Source organism: Nocardia alni (assembly GCF_019038435.1).
Classification (GTDB): Bacteria; Actinomycetota; Actinomycetes; order Mycobacteriales; family Mycobacteriaceae; genus Nocardia; species Nocardia alni.
The window spans coordinates 38,422-60,233 of sequence record NZ_JAGPOX010000028.1 but is presented as its reverse complement, the minus strand read 5'-3'; the positions used below and the strand labels follow the sequence as shown (position 1 = coordinate 60,233).

The 21,812-nt window shown below is 66.4% G+C and carries 15 protein-coding genes and 2 pseudogenes; 5 read left to right on the top strand and 12 right to left on the bottom strand.

What is annotated here, in order from left to right:
* Positions 1-3: 3 nt before the first annotated feature.
* From JZ791_RS13575 to metH, 10 genes are all read right to left on the bottom strand, one after another.
* The gene (locus tag JZ791_RS13575) at positions 4-828 is read right to left on the bottom strand and encodes a class I SAM-dependent methyltransferase (protein ID WP_216894702.1); all 825 of its coding nucleotides are present in this window, start codon (positions 826-828) and stop codon (positions 4-6) included.
* A gap of 14 nt (positions 829-842) precedes the next feature.
* The gene (locus JZ791_RS13570) at positions 843-1,760 is read right to left on the bottom strand and encodes a HalD/BesD family halogenase (protein WP_254205661.1); all 918 of its coding nucleotides are present in this window, start codon (positions 1,758-1,760) and stop codon (positions 843-845) included.
* A gap of 264 nt (positions 1,761-2,024) precedes the next feature.
* Complete coding sequence (locus tag JZ791_RS13565; protein ID WP_254205660.1) at positions 2,025-3,032, bottom strand: ADP-ribosylglycohydrolase family protein; 1,008 nt, start codon at positions 3,030-3,032, stop codon at positions 2,025-2,027.
* A 317-nt stretch (positions 3,033-3,349) separates the two neighbouring features.
* Positions 3,350-3,676, bottom strand: coding sequence for a hypothetical protein (locus JZ791_RS13560; protein ID WP_216894701.1), 327 nt, complete (start codon positions 3,674-3,676; stop codon positions 3,350-3,352).
* A gap of 11 nt (positions 3,677-3,687) precedes the next feature.
* Positions 3,688-5,187 (bottom strand): hypothetical protein, encoded by a 1,500-nt coding sequence (locus tag JZ791_RS13555; protein ID WP_216894699.1) that lies wholly within the window; start codon positions 5,185-5,187, stop codon positions 3,688-3,690.
* Position 5,188: 1 nt separating this feature from the next.
* The gene (locus JZ791_RS13550; protein ID WP_216894697.1) at positions 5,189-5,494 is read right to left on the bottom strand and encodes a WXG100 family type VII secretion target; all 306 of its coding nucleotides are present in this window, start codon (positions 5,492-5,494) and stop codon (positions 5,189-5,191) included.
* A 16-nt stretch (positions 5,495-5,510) separates the two neighbouring features.
* Entirely contained in the window at positions 5,511-5,837 is a 327-nt protein-coding gene (locus tag JZ791_RS13545; protein ID WP_216894695.1) for a WXG100 family type VII secretion target, read from the bottom strand.
* Between the two features lie 190 nt (positions 5,838-6,027).
* Positions 6,028-6,696, bottom strand: coding sequence for an HAD family hydrolase (locus tag JZ791_RS13540; protein WP_308162911.1), 669 nt, complete (start codon positions 6,694-6,696; stop codon positions 6,028-6,030).
* Positions 6,697-7,476: 780 nt separating this feature from the next.
* A complete protein-coding gene (locus JZ791_RS13535; protein WP_216894691.1) occupies positions 7,477-9,063 on the bottom strand; it encodes a serine/threonine-protein kinase in 1,587 nt (528 codons plus the stop codon).
* 92 nt (positions 9,064-9,155) lie between these two features.
* Positions 9,156-12,731 carry a methionine synthase gene (gene metH, locus JZ791_RS13530; RefSeq protein ID WP_216894689.1) on the bottom strand — a complete coding sequence of 1,192 codons (3,576 nt, stop codon included), beginning with the start codon at positions 12,729-12,731 and terminating at the stop codon, positions 9,156-9,158.
* Positions 12,732-12,939: 208 nt separating this feature from the next.
* Here metH and JZ791_RS13525 point away from each other — a divergent pair, with 208 nt between their 5' ends.
* The gene (locus JZ791_RS13525) at positions 12,940-13,827 is read left to right on the top strand and encodes a PAC2 family protein (RefSeq protein ID WP_216894687.1); all 888 of its coding nucleotides are present in this window, start codon (positions 12,940-12,942) and stop codon (positions 13,825-13,827) included.
* Between the two features lie 122 nt (positions 13,828-13,949).
* Here JZ791_RS13525 and JZ791_RS13520 read toward each other — a convergent pair whose 3' ends face one another.
* Positions 13,950-14,258: a hypothetical protein gene (locus JZ791_RS13520; RefSeq protein WP_216894685.1), complete on the bottom strand. Its 309-nt coding sequence runs from the start codon at positions 14,256-14,258 to the stop codon at positions 13,950-13,952.
* Positions 14,259-14,516: 258 nt separating this feature from the next.
* Here JZ791_RS13520 and JZ791_RS13515 point away from each other — a divergent pair, with 258 nt between their 5' ends.
* From JZ791_RS13515 to JZ791_RS13500, 4 genes and pseudogenes are all read left to right on the top strand, one after another.
* Entirely contained in the window at positions 14,517-15,746 is a 1,230-nt protein-coding gene (locus JZ791_RS13515) for a helix-turn-helix domain-containing protein (protein ID WP_308162910.1), read from the top strand.
* A gap of 92 nt (positions 15,747-15,838) precedes the next feature.
* Positions 15,839-16,603, top strand: a complete 765-nt coding sequence (locus JZ791_RS13510; protein ID WP_216894684.1) for a DUF2127 domain-containing protein — start codon at positions 15,839-15,841, stop codon at positions 16,601-16,603.
* Between the two features lie 820 nt (positions 16,604-17,423).
* A pseudogene (locus JZ791_RS13505) lies at positions 17,424-18,884 on the top strand (TIGR02677 family protein); the annotation flags it as partial.
* Positions 18,885-19,296: 412 nt separating this feature from the next.
* Positions 19,297-20,568, top strand: a pseudogene (locus JZ791_RS13500) (DUF2398 family protein); the annotation flags it as partial.
* A 922-nt stretch (positions 20,569-21,490) separates the two neighbouring features.
* Here JZ791_RS13500 and JZ791_RS13495 read toward each other — a convergent pair.
* Positions 21,491-21,682: a hypothetical protein gene (locus JZ791_RS13495; protein ID WP_216894682.1), complete on the bottom strand. Its 192-nt coding sequence runs from the start codon at positions 21,680-21,682 to the stop codon at positions 21,491-21,493.
* Positions 21,683-21,812 lie beyond the last annotated feature (130 nt).

Genomic DNA, 21,812 nt, shown 5'->3' with positions numbered 1-21,812 from the left:
GCATTACTCGGGCAGAATGCCTCGGGCGGCAACGGATTCGGGCAGCGAAATATACAGCTGGGCGTGCAGCCAGCCCTCCTGCTCCAGGTCAGCCGTGTCGATTCCCTTGGCGGACAAGGTGTTCAACACCTGAAGCTGCTCGTCCGGCGAGGCGAACCGACGCTGTTTGAAGGTTCCGGGCATTCGCCGGGTGCGGTATCCGAGCTCTGCCAGGCGCTCGGCGACCGGTTCGTATTCGTACATGCGCAGGACGAAATGCGCCATCCACGGCAGCCGCTGTCCGTGCGCACGCACGATCCGCAGCAGGGTGCGGTCGGTGACGTAGCCGACGCAACCGGTGGAGACGACCAGGTCCGCGGAGCCGAGCACCCGGCGCTGCTCCTCGGTCGGCTCGTGCGATTCCAGGTCGGCGTGCACGACCTCGTGCAGCAGTCCGGACGCGGAGGCGTAGGCCAGGGCGGGTGCGGAGGCGTCCATGCCGATGAAGCGCACATTCGGTTGCCGGTCGCGGGCGGCCAGCCGGTCGCGGTCACGGGCGATCCTGGCGGCGGTATCGCCGCCGCGGTAGTGCTCGGCGAGGTGCTGAACGGTGGTGTCGTAGCGCAGCATTGCCGCGTTCACCCCGTAGGAGCAGCCGATGTCCAGCACGGTCGGGTCCGCGCCGACTTCGGATCTATAGCTCTCGATCAGGCGCTCGAAATGCGGCCTGGCCAATTCCGGTATGCGATAGTCCAATTCGGCCAGTCGGCGGTAATAGTCGGCGGGGTCGGGGCGATCATAGATATCGTCGAACGAGGCTTTTCCAGTGCTGTGCAACGAAACCGGCACGGGCAATCTTCCTGTCAGTCGAGTAATCGGTCTCCGCGGACGGCGTGGTATTCCGCGGCCAGGTGGTCCGGCAGGACCCGCCCGAACAATTGCCTGGAACGTTCGGCGGTGCCGATCATCCCGGGCAGGTCGCTGTAGGCGAAGATCGCCGTGTGCCGCTGCGTATCTCCGGTTACCGGGGAGACCCGATGCAGCGCGAAGCGGCCCTGGAACAGTTGCAGATCGCCGGGCCGCAACTCGAGGTCGCGCACGAAATGCGCGCCTGCGCTGGTCAATACGGCACGCACATCGTCGAGATTCTCCGCGCGCGGGCTGCGGATGCGCGGGCAGTATTCGAAAACGCCGCCGGACTGCGGGGCCTGCGTGAGCAGGGAAACGGTGAACTCGTTCGTATCGAAATGCCACGGATGGGACATGCCGGGCGCCACCACGTTCAGGCACAATCCCGCCAGGGGATCGGCGAATTCGTGCAGTGCGGGCAGTTCGAAACAGTCTGCCAGGAATCGACGGAACAGCGAGCTCGTGTAAAGCACCTGGATGAGCGCCTCGCGCGGAATGAGATCCCTTGCCACGAAGGCATTTCCGCGGTCGAATACGATCCGGCCCGGATGACCGGCCGGCAGGTCGGCGTCGAGGGGAATGTTGTATGCGTTGACCCGCTCGACGCGGTAGTAGGCGTGCGGAGCGAGCTTCTCCCCCTCCGCCCGCAATACCTCGTGCAATTCCGGCCGGATGAACCCCGGCAGTACACAGCATCCGTTTTCGGCGAGCCCGGTTCGCGCTACCCGCACGACCTCCCGCCATGCCGGAGATCCGGCATCCCGCAGCGGATAGCGATCGATATCGACGATCTTCTCGAGGCTCGATGAATCCTGCTGTCCAGAACCACCTTCCGATTCACACACGTCCGCTGGATCACCAGTCGCCGCCATGGCGACCATTGTGACCTGCCGCCGCGGCGCGCCATAGGGTATTCACGGTGTTCACTGTCAATGTCACATACCGACGAGTCTCGTTGTATCGCAGGAGATCTGTCGGGTATTCGAGTTTAGGCGCTGGTCACATACCGCATTTCGGGCACTGCCGACATCGGGGCGGATCGCGCGGGTTTCGCGGATCCATCGTGAAGATCACAGGGCCTCGGATGGACGGTCGGGATGCTACGTCCGGCCGATCCGGACTCCGTGGCGTTCGAGCTACCAGGGCTCGCGGGTCGGCCGGGGCGGGTCACCGCCGCCCGGACGCCCGGAAAACCACCGTCTGAACAGGCCCGAACCGGGTTTCCGCCCCGATCGCGTCTCCCGGATCTGTTCGAACCAGGCGGGCAACGCCTCTCGCGAGGCGATCCAGGACTCCGGTACCCCGGTGCCCGCGCCGCCGCCGGTGTAGGCGGCGACGATACCGCCGACGATCGCGCTCGTGGTGTCGCTATCCCCGCCCGCCGCGATGCACGTGGTGATCGCCGTCGGGTAGTCGTCCAAGTATGTCGCCGCGACCCACATGGTGAACGGCACCGTGTCCTGCGACAGCACGCGGATACCGGTGCCGAGTTCTTCCGCGGCCCTCTCCGCCGGGGCGCCGACCAACTCGCGGGCGCGGCGGATCAGTTGCGCCGTCTCGCCGTCCTCGAGCCGTTCCAGCACGGCGGTGATGAATTCCGCTGGGACGGGCCGAGTTCCACCGATCCGGGCACGTCCGGCGTGCGCGGCCGCCAGGGCCACCGCCACCGCGCCGGCAACTCCTTCCGGATGCAGATGCGTCACCTGAGCCGACCGAACAGCCTCGGCCACAACCCGATCCGGCTTGTCCGCATAGAACGCGCCCAAAGGCGCGACCCGCATGGCCCCGCCGTTTCCACAGGAGCCCTCGCCGTTGTATACGGCCCCGGCCGCCTTACGCCAGTGCACTCCCCGCCGAACCTTGTTCATCGTCTGCTGCGCCCACCACCCGTAATCCCGGCCGGCGTCGAACCGATTCGCGAACGCCAAGGCAAGCCGATCCTGTTCGATCCCCCCACGCTCGAGCAATTCGGCGACAACACTGCACGCCATCTCGGTATCGTCCGTCCACCCCCAAGGCGCGGGCGGAACGCTCCCCGCCCGCAACTCCGCAACAGTCGACCGGCGAACGATAGGAAACACCTGTCCCAGCGAATCCCCCACCGACAGCCCGTCCAGCGAATCGAGCATCAAGTCAGTACGCATCGTGCCCGATAGTAGTTCTGCCTGTGGGGCAGGACCAACGGATTAAGCTCACGGCAGCACTCCCCCCATCTCACCAATCGGCGGCCCGCGCTCCTCGGTTTTCTGTCAGCCTCTGTCGGCGTCGTCTGAATAGCGGATGCGCTGGCCCTGCGCCCAGATCATCGGCTCCGAACTTCCCGCTGGTCAACAGCACCTTGTCCGCCTCCGGAACCGCTGCCCGCTGGGCATTCCAAGCCGCAAATCCAGCCGAATACTCCGCGAGTTCCTCCGGAGTAGGACCGTCCGTGGTGGGTCCCACAATCTTTCCGCTCACCTCACTACCTCGGGGTGTCGTCGGGGTAGCGGATCCGCTGGCCCTGCACATCGTAGGCGGGGCGGCCGAGCGCATCGCGCCATTGGCCCGTGGTGGGATCGATGGTCCAGCCCTCGAACTCGGTGCCTACCAGATCATCGACAAAGTTCTTGCTACTGCGGTAATCGGGAACTCCCGCAGGGGGTTCCGGCGCGTTGCGGATCTTCTCGTCCCATTCCGCTATCAGTGCGGCCTGTTCCTCCGGGGTCTGAATGGGTGGCAATTTCTCTCCATGAACCCGCTCCCACTCCTCCCGATCCCAGAACGTTTTTCCACCGAATTTCTCAGGCATATAGTTCTCTCCTACAGCTCGTCCATGACGATGATCTGTTTTCCTAATTTCGGATCGAAGTAATTGGCCTTGACCATAAAATTAGTGTGGTCTTTGAATTGCACCTCATCGTAAGTGCCGCCGTAGTCGCCAATCTGCCGACCGGTCTTGCTGGTCATCCGATATTCGACATTGGTCGAGCCCATGTTCACTCCGTTGCCGGTGCCGTTCATATTGGTAGAGGTGCAGGTGTAGCCATCCTCGGTATACGGCTGGTTGGGCTTGTACTCCGCAATCTGTTCCGGGGACAGGTGGGTTTGCCGCACGACGTTCCCCTTATAGGCAGGCAACTTGTCCAGAGCCTTGTTGTAGGCGTCCATGTCCGCCTGCTGACGGGGTGTGACTCTGTCCTCGCGGATTGCGGAGATGAGGTCACTACTTCCGTCGCGACTCCCGCCGAGGCTGGACGGGCCACGATTCAAGACGGCAGCGTCGTTCGGGGTGATGCCGTTCTTGTCCGCAAGCCAGGTCGAATCTCCGGGGTCACTGAATTCGTCGTCATCGAGCCGGTTTTCGAGCGACTGCATTTTCCGGGTCTCGTCGGCGATGTTCTCCTCGACCTTCACCCCCTTGGCGATCGCACGCTCGGCTTTCCAGCTCTCGACCATTTCGCGGATCGGGCCTGCGAATTTCTCGACGATTTGCGCGGTTCGTGCGACCGCCACGACCGCGCCGAGGCCGAATGTGAGCATCGAGGCCGCCGCGCCGATCGCGAGGTTGATCGCTTCCTGTTCGGCGAGTTCTTTCGCCAGGGCCTTCAGCTGTTTCGTGAGTTTGTCGCGCAGGTCGCACAGGGCGGTCTCGTGGTCGTGACAGGCGCCGGCCAGGGCGTTGAACTGGCCTTCCAGTGCCCGCGCCGAGGTTTGCATGCCGGCCAGATCCGACAACACCGTGTCCACCTCGGGCGATTTCACCAGATGTACGGCGTTGACGATCCGGCCGAGTTCATCGGGCAGGCCGGTCACGGCGTGGTCGGACGCCAGCGCGGCCCACGTGTTGCCGATCGTGCCGAGCTTGCCGGGGTTCCCGTCCGGGATGATGACTCCGACCTTCTCGGCCAGGCCCACCACATCCGACAGCCCGTTACCGGGCCCGCCCGCCGAGGGCGGCGGCACCCGGCACATGGTCACGGCAGGGATGTCCGGGGCGGCCGGTTTGACCGGGGCCGGACCCTTGTTGCCGATAGTGGCCGACCAGTCCGCCATCTCATGGTTGAAACCGACGGTGCGCAGTGCCGAGCCGTACTTGTCCATGGTCATCGCGAGTTGCGTCGCGGCGTCCAATGCCATGGTGGTCTGCAAGTCGTAGGAGGCGGACCATTTCTTGGCCTCGTCGTAGGACCCGGACATACCCGAACAACCGGAGAGCGCACCCCATTTCGCGTTGACCGCGGCGGACAGGTCCGACGCGATCGTGTGCAGTGCCGAGGCAGCGCCGTAATAGATGCTGGGTTGAGCGTCGACTGTGGTCAACTCACGCACCCAATGTCTTGCGGTTGGCGGCCAGGCCGTCGGTGTAGGCGGCGTGGGCGGTCTTCGCGGCGGTGTGCATGGTTTCGATGCCGTCCTTGATTCGCTGGGCGGCGTTCATCCATTCGCGGTGGGCGGCCAGGTGTTTTTCGGCGGCCGCACCACTCCATTGTTGGTGTGCGGCGGAGATGCGCTGGTCCAGTCCGGTCAGTGAATCCGCTACGAATCCCCTCAGATTCGCGATGTGGGTCGTTACCTGGTCGAGGTGCTCGAGGTCGACCCGATATCCGTCCGGTGCAGGTGTTGTCATCGGTTTCTCCCCACGGTCAGAGGTTGAGCGAGGACGTGACCCGCGTGGTCTTCGCGGCCCGTTCGGCGTCGAGGTCGGCGAAGGACGTCGCGGCGACTCCCATCAGGTCCGCCATGGTGTGCAGGGCGTCCAGAACTTCGAGTGCGCCCTTGCGAACCTCCTCCCATCCCTCGGCGTAGGCGGTGGCGGCCTGACCGCGCCAGGTCGACATCAGGCCCTGAACCTCGGAATCCGCCGAGCGCACACCGTTCACCAGTGCGGTGGCCGTCTCCTGAACGAACTTTCCGGTATCCGACACCGCGGCCGGGACCACCTCGAATGGAGTCGATGCGTCTGATGCCATGCAATCAGCCTCTCATTTGCCGACAGGTAGCGATATTTGACGTCCCCTCATTCGGGCACATGACGACGCATCGCCAACTGTTGTTCCACCGCAACGACACTGGTCTGTGATGTGCCGGACCAGTGTCGTCAGCACGCAGTCGACACTGCACGCAGCCACCGTCGCACGACAACAGCTCTCGGAGAGGGGTTTACGCTGCGCGGCGAATGGCTTCCAGGTCCGCGACGGATAGGTCGATCAGCGAGTCACGGAAGGTGTAGCGAGGCTGGGCTGGGACGGGAATTTCACAGGGGATCACCAGGACCGCGCAGCCCGCAGCGGCGGCCGAAGCCGAGCCGGTGGGCGAATCTTCGATGGCCACACAGCGCTCGGGCGCCACGCCCAAGAGTTCAGCGGCGCTTAGGTACGGGTCCGGGGCGGGCTTGCCGTGAGCGACCTCGTCACCGCAGACCGAGACGTCGAAATATGCGCGCCCAAGAGTGTCCAAGCACAGCTCGGTGATCGTGCGTTGAGTATTGGTGACCAAGGCAGTACGCAACCCGGCGGCACGAACCGCCGCCAAGGCATCCCGGGCACCGGGACGCCAGGGAATCGGACCGGACATCAGCTCGGTCACGCGGCGGTTCAACCACGTCTCGGCCTCGGCCATCCGCGAGGGCGAAGGATCCAGACCCAGACCTTGGAAGATGATCTGAAGCGAGGTCGGTATCGCCGAGCCAATCAGGGCATGGCGGGTCTCGTCGGTCATCTCGCCCCCGAGGTGCACGGACAGCTCGCGCACACCGATGTCCCAGAGCTTCTCCGAGTCCAGCAGAGTGCCGTCCATATCCCACAGAACAGCTGCGAGGCGCGCTGTCACACCGAATACCTCCTTGTCCAAGCGATCAGCCCGCCGACCATGCTCGGACCGGGATTTCATACAGACCGGTCACAGACCTGCCGCCGCTCTCCATAGAGGTAAGCGCCGCGGTCCCATGCCCGGGCCGTCCCTGATCGGCCGATCACAGGGCGGCCACCGTCGGTTCGGTTGGCCCAAACGAACACATCATGATCAACGGTGACTACCCTGCCATCAGTTAATTATGAGGAATGTCAACCGTCGAGTGGTCCCACCGCCCACCCTTGCACAGGCCCGTCCAGTTTGTTCCATGTGGCGGAGAGAACACAACGCCGCCCCCTGAGATGCATTGTGCTGGTGGAATGGGGTACGGCGCGCCAATAGCAGCCGCGGTGCCGGACACTGCCACAATAACCCCACCGACGATCACGGAACCCACGATTATTCTGCCGAGCGTATTGACTAGAGTCTTCACTAGCTTCCCTCCCGAAACCTAATTCTCATGCTGTACGGCTCGGTACAGAGAGTAGCGGACGTCCCCGAGGCTACGCCAGCTCTTTGCCTGCATGACACCTGAAATCAGCAGGCCATCACCATGATTCGGGTTCCACACCGCGTCCGGAAGGGACAACAGCTGCGAAAGCCCTTGCGTCAGCCTTCAATCAAGCCGGGAGTCCGCGATTACCATCCGGACGGTGGAAGAGTCGAACTGAAACCAGCGGTGAGCCCTGGGACGGTGAGCGGGCCCGTGGCTCCGCTCACCGGTAACTTTCTTCGGTAACACCGGATTTGGTATCGGGACTACCGGAGATCGGAGTCAGAGATTTTCATCCCGCCGTTGGACGTGTCGATCGTGAACCACCGAGTCTCCGAGCTCGTTGTGCCGTCCGTCTTCACGTAGTTCACCGTTGCGGTGTACTTCCCGGGACCGTCCGGGGCGACATTGCTGATACTGACCGACGAGACACTGCTACTCCACCAGTTCGAGTACGCGTCGTAGCTGCCGGTTTTGGCCTGGTAACCGGGAGTGAGCATCGTCCATGCGGCACCGGTGTTGCCCGGCAGATTGCCGTAGTAGCTACTCAGGAAGCCGCCGACGTCGGTCGGCTGGGCGGCCGGCGCAGCCGATGAGGTAGGTGTCGTGGTGGTCGGGCTCGGTGTGGTGGTACTGCTCGACGAGGATCCGGCCGTGGTGCTCGCGGCGGCACCGGTGGTCGCCGGCCCGCCGTTCTGGCTCGCGCCGGCCAGCGGCCCGGCGGCCGCGCTGGTGGATCCAGCGGCGGCGACCGGATGGTTGCTGTCGCCGCCGCCTTGCAGCGCCACGACCAGTCCGACGATCACCAGCACCAAAACGACACCCGCCCCGGCGAAGATGAGTACCCGGCGGTCGGGGCCCGATTTCCCTGGCTGCACAGCAGTTCCCGACGCGGGGGGCGGGCTCGACGCGAGGTGCACGGTCGGGGCGGCGGCATTGCCACCCGCCCCTGCCAGCACCGTGGTCTTGTCCGAGTTGGCGACCGCAGCGACCGACGCGGGCAGGATCTTGGTGGCCGACGGCGGCAACACGGGCGTGCGCCCCTCCGCGACCTCCTCCAACTCCTTCTGCGCCTCGATCATGGTGGGTCGCTCGGCCGGATCGGAGGCCAGCAACCGCATCAGCACCGGTCCGAGCGTGGCCGCCCGCTGCGGCTGCGGTATCTTGCCCGCGGCGACCGCGTGCAACACGGCCAGGGGGTTCTCGCTCTCGCCGAAGGGCGGCTGACCCTCGACCGCGGCATAGAGCGTCGAGCCCAGGGCGAAGACGTCCGACGGGGATTCGGGGTTCTCCCCGCGCGCGACCTCGGGCGACAGGTACGCGGGCGTCCCGGCCAGGAATCCGGTGGAGGTGACTGTCACATCGCCCACCGCGCGGGAGATGCCGAAGTCGGTGATCTTCGCGCCGGCGTCGGCGACGAGGATATTGGCCGGTTTCACGTCGCGGTGCACGATGCCCGCGTCGTGCGCGGCGGCCAGCGCGGCCGCCACCTTCGCCCCGATCTTCGCCACTTGCTGCGGGTCCAGATGCCCCTTTTCCCGCATCAGAGCGGCCAGGCTCGGCGCGTCGACGAACTCCATGACCAGCCACGGCTGGCCATCTTCCTCCGCGACGTCGAAGACCGTGACCGCGTTCTGATGATGCAGCCGCGCCGCGATGCGGCCCTCACGCATGGCCCGCATCTTGGCCTCGAGGGCCTGTGAGCGGGTCAGGCCCGGCGCGAGCAACAGCTGCTTGACCGCGACCGTGCGCCGCAGTCGAACGTCGGTGGCCCGCCACACCACGCCCATGGCTCCCGTGCCGATGGGATCGCCCAACCGGTAGCGTCCCGCAATCAGCCGGTCAGATGTCATGTTGTAAAACCCTTCTAGGCTCGGACATCGTCCGAGCAATGACCCGCCCGGACCACTTGCCACGCTGCGCGAGCCCGGAAAACTTGAATATCCTAAGCGTTAAAGTATTTCGCTTCCGGATGCAGTAGGACGAACGCATCCGTCGACTGCTCTGGATGCAGTTGCAACTCTTCGGACAGTGTGACACCGATGCGCTCGGAATCCAGTAGCGACACCAGTTTCGCACGATCTTCCAGTTCCGGGCACGCGCCGTAGCCGAATGAGTAACGGGCGCCACGATATCCGAGTTTGAAGTAGTCCAGCACATCGGACGGGTCCTCGTCGGAGACCGAATGTCCTTCCAGCACAAGCTCTTCGCGGATGCGACGATGCCAGTATTCGGCGAGGGCCTCGGTCAGCTGCACGCCGATGCCGTGCACCTCGAGGTAATCGCGGTAATTGTTCTGCGCGAACAACTCGTTGGCAAAATCGGCGATCGGCTGACCCATCGTGACAAGTTGGAACGGCAACACGTCCACCTGTCCGGATTGTGCCGCGAGTTCGCGCGAACGTATGAAATCCGCGATGCACAGGAAGCGGTCGCGTTGCTGGCGCGGGAAAGTGAACCGATAGCGCTCGGCCGCACCAGGGTTCGCCTCGCTGAGCACGATCACGTCATCGCCCTCGGAGACGGCCGGGAAATAGCCGTAGACCAGTGCGGCGTGCGCGAGCACACCCTCGGCGGTGAGCCGGTCGAGCCAGTAGCGCAGCCGGGGACGGCCCTCGGACTCCACCAACTCCTCGTAGCTCGGTCCCTCGCCACCACGCTGGCCGCGCAGGCCCCACTGGCCCAGGAACAGCGCGCGCTCGTCCAGCAGGCCCGAATAGTCCTGCAGCGAGACGCCTTTGACCACCCGGCTGCCCCAGAACGGCGGCACCGCCACCGGTAGGTCGGCGGCGACATCCGAACGGGCGGGCACCTCCACGGGCACCTCGGCGGCCTTGCGTTCGGCCGCGATCCGTTTGGAGCGCTCGTGCCGGGCCTTGCGCTCGGCGGTCTTCTGCTTCTCGGCGATCGCCGCCGGACTGTCGGGATCGGTACCGCCGCCGCGCTTGACGGTCATGATCTCGTCCATCAGCCGCAGGCCCTCGAACGCGTCACGCGCGTAGTGCACATCGCCCGTGTAGACGTCGGTGAGGTCGTTCTCGACGTAGGAGCGGGTCAGGGCCGCGCCGCCGAGCAGCACCGGGAACTGGTCGGACACACCCCGGGAGTTCAGCTCCTCGAGGTTCTCCTTCATCACCACGGTGGACTTGACCAGCAGCCCGGACATGCCGATCACATCGGCCTTCTTGTCCACCGCCGCGTCCAGGATCGTCGCGATGGGCTGCTTGATGCCGAGGTTCACCACCTCGTAGCCGTTGTTGGACAGGATGATGTCGACCAGGTTCTTGCCGATGTCGTGCACATCGCCCTTCACCGTGGCCAGCACGATGCGGCCCTTGCCCGCGTCGTCGGTGGACTCCATATGCGGTTCCAGGTGCGCGACCGCGGCCTTCATCACCTCGGCGGACTGCAGCACGAACGGCAACTGCATCTGCCCGGACCCGAACAGCTCACCCACCGTCTTCATGCCCGACAGCAGGGTCTCGTTGATGATCTGTAGCGGTGGAACCGACTCCATGGCCTCGTCCAGATCGGACTCCATGCCGTTTCGCTCGCCGTCGACGATGCGCCGCTCCAGCCTGTCGAACAGCGGCAGCGCGGCCAGTTCCTCGGCGCGCGAGGCCCTGGACGAGGCAGTGGACACACCCTCGAACAGAGCCATCAACTTCTGCAGCGGGTCGTAGCCCTCACGGCGGCGGTCGTACACAAGATCGAGCGCCGTCTCGCGGTGCTCGTCGGGAATGCGGCTGATCGGCAGAATCTTCGAGGCGTGCACGATCGCCGAATCCAGCCCGGCCTCGACACATTCGTGCATGAACACCGAATTCAGCACCTGGCGGGCGGCTGGGTTCAGACCGAAGGAGATGTTCGACAGGCCCAGGGTGGTCTGCACATCGGGGTGGCGGCGCTTGAGTTGGCGGATGGCCTCGATGGTTTCGAGGCCGTCGCGGCGGGACTCCTCCTGGCCGGTGCCCAAGGTGAAGGTCAGGGTGTCGATGATGATGTCGGACTCGAGCAGCCCCCAATTGCCGGTGATGTCGGCGATCAGACGCTCCGCGATCGCCACCTTGTGCTCGGCGGTGCGGGCCTGGCCCTGCTCGTCGATGGTCAGCGCGACGACCGCCGCGCCGTGCTCGGCGACCAGCTCCATGGTCTTGACGTATCGGGACTCCGGGCCGTCGCCGTCCTCGTAGTTCACCGAGTTGACCGCGCAGCGGCCGCCCAGATGCTCCAGGCCCGCCCTCAGCACGGGGGTTTCGGTGGAGTCCAGCATGATCGGCAGGGTCGAGGAGGTGGCCAGGCGCGAGGCCAGGGCCTGCATGTCGAGGGTGCCGTCGCGGCCGACGTAGTCGACGCACAGGTCCAGCATGTGCGCGCCGTCGCGGGTCTGGTCCTTGGCGATGTCCAGGCACTTCTGCCAGTCCTCGGCCAGCATGGCATCGCGGAACGCCTTGGAACCGTTCGCGTTCGTGCGCTCGCCGATCATCAGCACCGAGGCGTCCTGCTCGAACGGGACCGCGGTGTACATGCTCGACACGCTCGGTTCGTGCACCGGATTGCGTACGCCGGAACGGGTTTCGCGCACCGCGGCGGCGACCTGGCGAATGTGCTCGGGGGTGGTGCCGCAGCAACCGCCGACCAGCGACAGGCCGAACTCGGAGACGAAACCGCTCAGCGCGGCGGCCAACTCCTCGGGGGCCAAGGGGTATTCCGCGCCGTTGGGGCCCAGCACCGGCAGACCCGCGTTGGGCATCACCGACACCGGCACCCGGGCGTGCTTGGACAGATGCCGCAGATGTTCGCTCATCTCGGCCGGGCCGGTCGCGCAATTCAGCCCGATCATGTCGGTGCCCAGCGGCTCGATCGCGGTCAGCGCGGCGCCGATCTCGCTGCCTACCAGCATCGTGCCGGTGGTCTCCACTGTGACGTGGGTGATGATCGGGATGCGGCGGCCCGCGCGCTGCATCGCCCGGCGCGAACCCGTGATCGCTGCCTTGACCTGAAGTAAGTCCTGGCAGGTCTCGATCAGGATCGCGTCGGCGCCACCGTCCAGCATGCCCAACGCGGCCTCGGTGTAGGCGTCGCGCAGGGCGGCGAAAGGGGCGTGGCCCAGCGTGGGCAGTTTGGTGCCGGGGCCCATCGAGCCCAGAACATAGCGGGCGGTGCCGTCGGATGTGCGGCCCATCTCGTCGGCGACCTCGCGGGCCAGGCGGGTGCCGCGCTCGGACAGGTCGCGGATGCGGTCGGAGATGTCGTAATCGGCCAGGTTCGGCAGGTTGCAACCGAAGGTGTTGGTCTCGACCGCGTCGGCCCCGGCCTCGAAGTATGCCCGGTGGATGCTGCGCAGCACGTCGGGGCGGGTTTCGTTGAGGATCTCGTTGCAACCCTCCAAGCCACGGAAATCGTCCAGCGACAGATCCGCGGCCTGAAGCATGGTGCCCATCGCGCCGTCGCCGATCACCACACGCCGGGAGAGCGTGTCCAACAAGGTGGTATCGAATTCGATGCGTGGGGAGGACATGTACTAAAGAGTAGAGGTCGGCACCGACAGCGCGGACCAGCCCCGACCCGTGCGCGGGGTAAGGACCAGGTAACCGAGGGCGAGTGTGTCCCGCGCCACACTCGAACACATAGGGGTATGACACGCATACCGCATACATCCAGCGTCGACACGCCCTGTCGATCAATATGCCGTGAACACCAGGCCAGGAAAGCCGTAGGCTGACCGGGTGAACGCCAGTGCATCACCCGATCCGGACCTGCCGTCGCTGCGCGATCCGGTGCTCGTCGCCGCCTTCGAGGGCTGGAACGACGCCGCCGACGCCTCCAGCGGCGCCGTCGAGCATCTGGAGCTGATCTGGGACGCCGAACCCCTCGCCGAATTGGACTCCGAGGACTACTACGACTACCAGGTGAACCGCCCGACGGTGCGCCAGGTCGACGGGGTGACCAGGGAGATTCAGTGGCCGGCGACGACGCTATCGGTGTGCTCGCCCCCGGGCAGCGAGCGTGACGTGGTGTTACTGCACGGTATCGAGCCGAATATGCGATGGCGCAGCTTCTGCGACGACATCCTGGAACTGGTGGAGCAGCTGCACGTCAGCACGGTGGTCATTCTGGGCGCACTGCTCGCCGACACCCCGCATACCCGGCCCGTCCCGGTGACGGGCACCGCCTACAACAAGGAGGCGGCCGAGCAGTTCAACCTCGAGCAGACCCGGTACGAGGGGCCGACCGGAATCACCGGAGTGTTGCAGGACGCGTGCGTGCGCGCGGGCGTTCCGGCGATCTCGTTCTGGGCGGCCGTGCCGCATTACGTCTCGCAGCCGCCGAATCCGAAGGCCACCATCGCGCTGCTGCACCGGGTCGAAGAGGTCCTGGACATCGAGGTCCCGCTCGGCGAGCTGCCCGCCCAAGCCGAGGACTGGGAGTCTGCGGTGGACGAGATGACCGCCGGCGACGAGGAGGTCACCGACTACGTCCGCTCGCTCGAGGAGCGCGGTGACGCGGTCGACCTCAACGAGGCCATGGCCAAGATCGATGGCGACGCCATCGCCGCGGAATTCGAGAAGTACCTGCGCCGCCGGGGCGGCCCGGCGGCCGGCTTCGGAATGTAGACACGCCTCGCCGCTTCCTCTCGGCGAGGCGCCTCGACGGCAAAAGTACCGGCCCCCAGCGATATCCGTGCGGGCATTGAGTTCGCTCGGGATAAACGCCGGGGGCGGCGCCGCACTGCCGGTTACTGATCCTCGACGGTCCAGATCTGGGCCGCTGCCTCGCCCGCCAGCTTGGCAAGCAGGATCTCGCGCGGGATCGTCTGTCCCGCCAGGTGATCCAGTGAAGGAACCACCACGTGATGCGCGTCGGCGCGCTTGAGTTCGGCGGTCAGCTCCGCGAACGCCGTGCCGTCCCCATAAGTCGATTCATGGAATGTCGCGGCGAAGCACAGCCCTGCCGAAGCCGCGAGATCGCACATCGCGTCCTCGAGCTCCTGCGAATGGCCTTCGGCCAGTTCGTCACGCACATACCCATAGATCAACGCTTCCACCCGAACCTCCGTTGGATCTGGTCAAGGATTCGCTGTTCTGTTGTCGGATCACCCGCACCGAGGCGCGGGGTACTGCCAAGACGAGGTACTGCGGTGCACGACAACGCCGTCGACTTCGAAGCTAGGGCGTTGCCAGGGGGCGAAGAGCTGCCCGTATCGAGCATGCAACATTCTCAAATGCAATTGCAGATGTCAATACACTGACATTCGAATGCCCTATCCGGGCCATCTTGCGTTAACTGATGGGATACTAGTGGAGTGACCGCTGGTGACGATCGGCCCGTCTGGGCAGTCAGGATGCGTGCCGAACGCGACGCGCGGGGGTGGTCACAAACGGAGGCGGTGCGCGCGATGCGGGCCAAGACCTCGCACAACCTGCCGACGGACTCGACGCTGCTACGCAATTGGCGCCGTTGGGAATCGGGCGAATCGCGCCCGGACGATTTCTACGCCCCGATCATCGCCGCGGCGTTCGATACGGTCACCGCGGCGTTCTTCCCCAAGGCCCGGCCCAGCCGGGACGACGAGCTGCTCTCCTCGATCGGCATGGACACCCTGGAATTCCTTGGCCGCCTGCGCATGTCGGATGTATCCGCGGCGACCCTGGACGCTATCCGGATCACCGCCGAGCGGCTGTGCTGCGAATATCCCTGTGCCGACCCGCATGATCTGCACACCGAGGGCACGACCTGGTTGCGCCGCATCACATCCCTACTGGACGGTCGGCTTACCTTGGCGCAGCATCGCGAGGTGCTGGTGCTGGCGGGCTGGGTCGCGTTGCTGGTCGGCTGCGTGGACTACGACCTCGGCCGACGCACCGAGGCCGAGGCCACACGCCGCGCCGCCCTGTCGCTGGGCAAGGAGTCCGACCATCCCGAAATCCTCGGCTGGGGTGCGGAAATGGCCGCGTGGTTCGCGCTGACCCAGGGCAACTACCGCGGGGCGATCGATGTCGCCGACGCGGCGGTGGCCGACACGCGGCAACTCGGCGTCGGAGTGCAACTGGCCGCGCAGCAGGCCAAGGCCTGGGCGCGCATGGGCGATCGTTCGGCGATGGACGCGGCGCTGACTCGCGGGCGTGCGATCCTGGACCGGCTGGACCATCCGGTGAATCTGGACAATCACTTCGTGGTCGATCCGCAGAAGTTCGACTTCTACACCATGGACTGCTGCCGCGTGGTCGGCGAGGACAAGCTCGCGCAAACCTATGCACGACAGGTCATCCGGACGGCCACCGGACCGGGCGGTACGGTACTCAAACCTATGCGGCTGTCCGAGGCTCAGCTGACCCTGTCCGTGGTCGCGGTGCGCGGGAACGATCTGGACCTCGCCGTGGACGAGGGGTTGCGCGCGTTCGAGGGCAGGCGCCGTTCGCTGCCGTCGTTCATGTGGATCGCCGGGGAGGCGGCCCGGGAGATGATCGAGCGTTATCCGGAGGATCCACGCACGCACAGCTACCTGGACCGTTTGCGCTCGCTCGCCATGTGAGCGGGCCTGTTCCATCGTCGGCCTTTCGCGTGGTGGCTCGATGCGGCCGATATTGCTTCGGGAATCCGGCAATTCGTTGTTACCCTCCTGCGATGGACTTCAGTCTGCGGACCTGCTCGTGGCGGGGGCATGCCACCTACGCGCCGGATGAGACCGAACTCGCCGCGCGCCTGCATGTTTCGACACCCGCCGGACAAGCGTGGCGCTGCCTGCGCTGCGGTGATTTCGTCGTCGGCGAGGCCGCCGCCAGCGGCCCGGCCGACGAGGCGCCCGCGGTGCCGCGCGGGCGGCTGCTGCGCGACCGGTTCATCATGCGGCTGCTGGCCCTGGAACGGATCTTTCGCGCGCTGTTGTTCATCGCGCTCGCCGCCGGGGTGTTCAAGGTGCGCAATTCGCAGGGCAAGCTGCACGACGCCTTCGACAAGGAGATGCCGCTGATCCGGCCCATCGCGGACCAGCTCGGCTGGAATCCGGACAACTCGAAGATCATTCACTTCATCGAGGAGGGGTGGAAGCTGTCCCCCACGGTGCTGACCTTGATCGCGGCCGGGTTGCTCGCCTACGCCGTGATCGAATTGATCGAGGCGATCGGGCTGTGGCTGGGGCAGCGCTGGGGTGAGTACTTCGCCGTGGTCGCGACCGCGATCTTCCTGCCGCTGGAGATCTACGAGCTCACCGAGAAGATCACCGTCCTGCGCGTGGGGATGCTGGCGATCAATATCGCCGCCGTGATCTGGCTTTTGTGGTCGAAGCGACTGTTCGGTCTGAACGGTGGCGGGCGGGCCTATCACGCCGAGCACAACGAGGAGAGCCTGCTCACAGTGGAACGTTCCGCGGTAACCGTCGGCGCACCGTAACCGCCCATTCCGGGGCGAACGGCACGCCGATGCACAGCCACGGCGTCACGCACCCGGATGCGGGTACTACCCTGTCCCGGTGACCGAGTCCGCTGAACGATTGCTACCCGACGCCGCGCCGTCGGCGGCGCAGGGTTCCGCAGCGGACGAGCACACCGGACGCGGGCCGGAATCACACCCCACCGAACCGCCTGCGCCCCAGGCCGAGCGATCGGACGCCGAACCCAGCACGACCACACGCGCACAGCAGGCGAGCGGATCCGATCCTCGACCGTCCGACCTGGCAGCACAGAGCCGCTCGACCGGGCCGACGACAGCTCACAGCGGCCCCGACAAGCGCGTCGGCAACGGACAGGGCTCGCACTCCGCCGAAACGCCTGCGCCCCAAGTCGCGTCGGCCGACACACCGGCCGGGCAGGCGGAGGCCGGGACCGATGCGACCTTGCGCGTCGAGGAGTTGGTCGGCAGGACCGATGCACGATCGGACGAACGGGCAGCACAGGGTGCCGCGGTCACACCGACAGCGACTCGGGGCGGCGCGAACCGAAGTGCTGTCGAGGAACCGGATTCGCGCGCTGCCGAAGCGCCTGCGACCCAGAATTCGCCGGTGCGCACAAGGTCCGGGCGATCGGAGGCTCGAACGGTCACGCGTGCCGGGGGGCGGGCGCACGGCAGTTCGGCCGCGCCGCAGGTCGAGCAGGTTGGTGCGCCGGGGGCACCCTTCTCTCGAGCCGACGCGCTGTTCGACGGGTCGGCGATTCCGCGTGGACGGGTCGCATTCGCCCCGGCGGGTATGGATGCGGCGGTCGCGGAGGATCGGCTGCGGCTGTTCACCTTCGCCACCGCCGAGAAGCGCGGTGAGTATCTGTGGGTGTTGCGTGCGTTCGACCACGCGCGGGCGGCCTATGTGGTGCTGCTGCATTCCAGCGATGTCGCTGAGACACTGACTCGGTTTCCCGACGCGCCCCGGTTGTCCGCTAGCGAGGTGGGGCCGCTGCTCGAGCAGTTGCATCAGTGGGGTGTGCTGGAACGCAGCTACGACGGAACGCGCGCGGCGACCCTGGCGGAATATCGCAATCGGCACTTCGTGTACCAGTTCTCGCAGAGCGGGTATCACGCGTATCGGGCGGTGTCCGACGTGCTGGGGGCGCGGCTGGACGAGGCGTCGCTGTCGCGACTGGTCCTGCCGGAGTTGCTGGCGGATCTCGAGGCCCTGGCGAAGGCCAACCGCAACGGCGATGCCGAGCGGGTCTACCGCATCCTCAATCGCCTGGACACGGCGCTGTCGGAGCTGGCCGAGCGGGCCGCGCACTTCTACCTCACCCTCGGTGACCTGGTGCGGACCACCGAGGCAACACCGGAATCATTTCTCGCGCACAAGGATGCCCTGCTGGCGCATATGCGCGAATTCAGCATGGATCTGGCGCGGTTCGCACCACGCCTGGCCGCCGCGATCGCCGAGGTCGAGGACACCGGGGTCGAGGAGATGATCGCGCGGGCCGGAGCGTGTGACGAGCGGGTGCTGCTGAGCGTGACCGAGCGTCAGGACGACTGGCGGGACCGCTGGCACGGGTTGCGCGGGTGGTTCGTCGCGACCGCCTCGGATATCGGTGCGGGCGAAGGTAATTCGGCCACCGAGGCCGAGCGGCTGCGGGATGCGACGATGAGCGCGATCGCGGCGGTGCTGTCGCTGCTGCGCCGGGTCACCGAGACCCGCAAGGGCGGGGTGAGTCGCGAGTCGGCGCTGCGGCACCTGGCCGGCTGGTTCACCGCCGCGCCCACCGCCGAATCCGCCCACGCGTTGTTCGACATCGTCTTCGGGCTGGGGCGACCACGCCACCTGTCCATGGAGCATCCGGACGCCGATGTCATCCCGGCGCACCGATCCTGGTGGGACGCACCACCATTGGAGATCGCCCGAACCCTCGCCGAGACCGGCCGCCCGCCCTCGCCCGGCGCCCCTTCCCGCATCTCGCGCAACGACGCGGGCATCCGACGACTGCGCCAGGCCCAGCTGGACGCACAACGCGCACGCGCGGCGGCCGCCCAGTCCCTGGCCTCCGGCGATGTGCACGAGCGGGTGCTGGACGACGGGGAAACCGAGGTGTTGCTGAAGCTGCTGGACGCCGCCTCGACCGCCTGGGTGCCCGTCAGCGGGCGAACCGGTACCACCGGATCCGAGAGCGGGGTCACCCTCACCGTCTCCACACATCCGGGCTCGACGTTCGTACGCACGACCAACGGACTGTTACATCTCAACGGACGTCGCCTCGAGGTACGCGACAACGGTCGCACCCGAACCGCTTCCGCCCCCAAAACCGCCGCACCCAACGCATCCGCCACCAAGACCGCCGCACCCAAGATCGCCGCACCCAACGCCGCTTTTTCCCAAACCGCCGCACCCGAGAACACCGCGACCGACGTCGCAGAGTCCGACATTGCGGCATCCACGAGCACCGCCCCAAGCAGTACCAAACCCAGCACCGCCGGTCCCAACGCCACCTCTTCGGAGACTCTCGCTGCCCGGGCGAAGGCGGCACAACCGTGAGTCACGCCGACACAATCAAAGCCGGTGCGCCTGGCGCAGCCGCAGATGAGGCGGCCACGCGCACCACTGCCGTGTCGGATGTCGACGCGCCCGCCGCTGCCGCGCCCAAAACCGCGGTGGCCGGGGTCGAGGGGGCACAGCCATGATCAATGCACGCAGCATTGATTCGCTGGCTCTCGACAGCTATCAGCGGGCCGCTCGGGTGATTCTGGCGAATCATCTTGTTACGCGCAGCTATCCGGATCGTATCGCGTTGCCGCTGATGCGGCGCTGGGCTACCGAGCTGCGGGAGGATCTCGCCGAGTTGTTCGGGTATCGGCTCGAGGTTACCGAGACGACCGCGAGGCTTTTTCCCCTGCACGATCGGCTGGAACCGGGTCGGCCCGCGCGCACGCCCGCAGAGCGGGTGTTCGATCGGCGACGCTACGCGTACCTGTCGCTGGCGTTGGCGGCGCTGGGGCGAGCGGGCGATCAGACCACGCTGTCCGAGTTGGCGGATCAAGTCGCCTCCTACGCGACGCGTGTGGACGGTCTCGAGCTGTCCACCGACCGGGCTGCCGACCGTGACGCCTTCGTGGATGCGGTGGCCTGGCTCGCTGCACGGGGCGCCTTGACGCTCGCCGATGGCGACGCCGGGGGGTGGGCCGCGGATCCGGAGGCCGGTGAGGCGCTCTACGACATCGATCGCGCGGTGGTGTTCGCGATCTTCCGCCCGCCACGCGTACTCCAGCATCTGCGGAGTGTGCGCGGGCTGCTCGATGACGAATCCGAATCCCGCGCAACGGCTTCCGCCGGGCAGACACGCGCTGCCGCTGCCCGGCGGGTCCGGCGAGCACTGGTCGAGCGGCCGGTGGTGTACACCGACGAGCTCGGCGAGGACGAGCGGGCACAGCTCGCGGTGGAGAAGGTCGTCGCCGAGGTCGAACTGCTCACCGGGCTGCACGCCGAACGCCGTGCCGAGGGCGTGGCGCTGATCGACACGTCCGGCCGCTTCTCCGACATTCGTTTTCCCAGCACCGGAACCCTTGCTCAGGTGGCGCTGCTGCTGGTCGGCGAGATCGCGGACCTGGTCCTGGATTTCGACAACCCGGTCCAGCGCCGCCCCCGCCCCGAGCACGACCCCGCGCTGGCCGCCGCCCTGGACGAGGCGATTCCGCAGTCGACCATCTTCGCGCCGCTGGTCGTGTCCTCGGATCACGATGTCGCACAGTATGATTCCTGGGAATCGGATGATTCCGACGACACGGTGGAGGGGATGACCTACCCGGTGATCCCGATGACCTGGATCGCCGAAACCGTCCAAGCCCTCACTCACCGTTACGGTTCCACCTTCGCCGCCCAGTGGCAGGCCGACGTCCCCGGCCTCACCCGCGAGGTCCTGTCGCTGCTGGAGCGCCTGCGCCTCGTGCAGCCGGTGATCCTCGACCACGCCGACGACGCGCCTCACCCCGCCGAGCACAACGACGAATCCACCGACGCCTCAGACGAATACGCCCAGGACCATGCGGCCACGGCGGGCAAACCAGGCGACCACACCGCGCAGACCGCGCCTACACCCAATCATGCCGGGGCCACATCCGGGACGGTCGCGCCCAACGACGCCGAGGTCACCCCGGACCCCTGCGACACCGAATCGGCAGATACCCCCGAACGAGCCCCGGACGAAGCGGATGGGCCCGACGACGCGAGCGCGGTCGAAGCCGGCAATGCGTCCACACCAACACGACTCACACCCACCGGTTCCGAACCCGCCCTACTGATCTTCCCGGCGCTCGCCCGGTATCGCGGCGCGGTCGTCACCGTCCGAACCCGCGCCGAATCCGAACTTTTCGCCTCGGCAACCAAGCTCGGCGATCATGCCGCCCCAGCCCCCGGGGCCGGCGCATGATCAGACCCGTAGCAACCACAACTCGATACCAAACCGCCATACCAACGCCGGGCCGGTATCGCGGCGCAGTCGTCCCACCCACGCCGAATCAGGACTCGACCACCAGGCAACCGAACTCGACGACCAGACCGCCCACTCCTGGTGGCCGACACATCACTACGCCGATGGCCACCATCACAAACCCGTTGCCGAGCCGTCGTCCCGACGCTGGCCCGTATCGCCGCGCAGCCGTAACCCCCCGCCCCGCACCGAATCCGGACTTCTCGCGCTGGCAACGAATCTCTCCAACCAGGCCGGCCCATCCCCTGAGGCGGCCCCGTCATCCCAACGCCAGCCCGGTATCGCGGCGCGGTCGTCTCACCTGCGCCGAATCCGTATTCGCCGCCGCGGCAACCAAACTCGACGGCCGAGCCGCCTCATTCCCCGAGGCCGACACGTGAGCGCGCGAACCTCATCGCAGCGACGCGAGACCCAGCCCGTTGGTCTTCACCGAGTAGGCCCGGTATCGCAGGGACACGCCCCGCACCCGATAACTTGTCGCCTCCGCGACCGAACTCCACAACGCGGCCGGGTGACCAGGGGCGAGTGCATGACTGCGTCCACGGCCCCTGCACTCGTACTGCACCGCTGCCACACTGCTCACGACTACACGATCCCCCGAACGGCTATGCCCGCGCGAGCTACACCTCGATACTGCCGAATCCGGCCTATCGCTACATTTTTGCGCCTCAAAACTCCGGTTTCCGACAAATCAACGCGCAAAATGCAGCGGG

Bases quoted from the DNA above. Each gene is read 5' to 3' on its own strand.
- JZ791_RS13565 (WP_254205660.1), bottom strand. From the start codon at position 3,032: ATGCGTACTGACTTGATGCTCGATTCGCTGGACGGGCTGTCGGTGGGG.
- JZ791_RS13545 (WP_216894695.1), bottom strand. From the start codon at position 5,837: ATGGCATCAGACGCATCGACTCCATTCGAGGTGGTCCCGGCCGCGGTG.
- JZ791_RS13510 (WP_216894684.1), top strand. From the start codon at position 15,839: ATGGACTTCAGTCTGCGGACCTGCTCGTGGCGGGGGCATGCCACCTAC.
- JZ791_RS13560 (WP_216894701.1), bottom strand. From the start codon at position 3,676: ATGCCTGAGAAATTCGGTGGAAAAACGTTCTGGGATCGGGAGGAGTGG.
- JZ791_RS13570 (WP_254205661.1), bottom strand. From the start codon at position 1,760: ATGGCGGCGACTGGTGATCCAGCGGACGTGTGTGAATCGGAAGGTGGT.
- JZ791_RS13535 (WP_216894691.1), bottom strand. From the start codon at position 9,063: ATGACATCTGACCGGCTGATTGCGGGACGCTACCGGTTGGGCGATCCC.
- metH (WP_216894689.1), bottom strand. From the start codon at position 12,731: ATGTCCTCCCCACGCATCGAATTCGATACCACCTTGTTGGACACGCTC.
- JZ791_RS13550 (WP_216894697.1), bottom strand. From the start codon at position 5,494: ATGACAACACCTGCACCGGACGGATATCGGGTCGACCTCGAGCACCTC.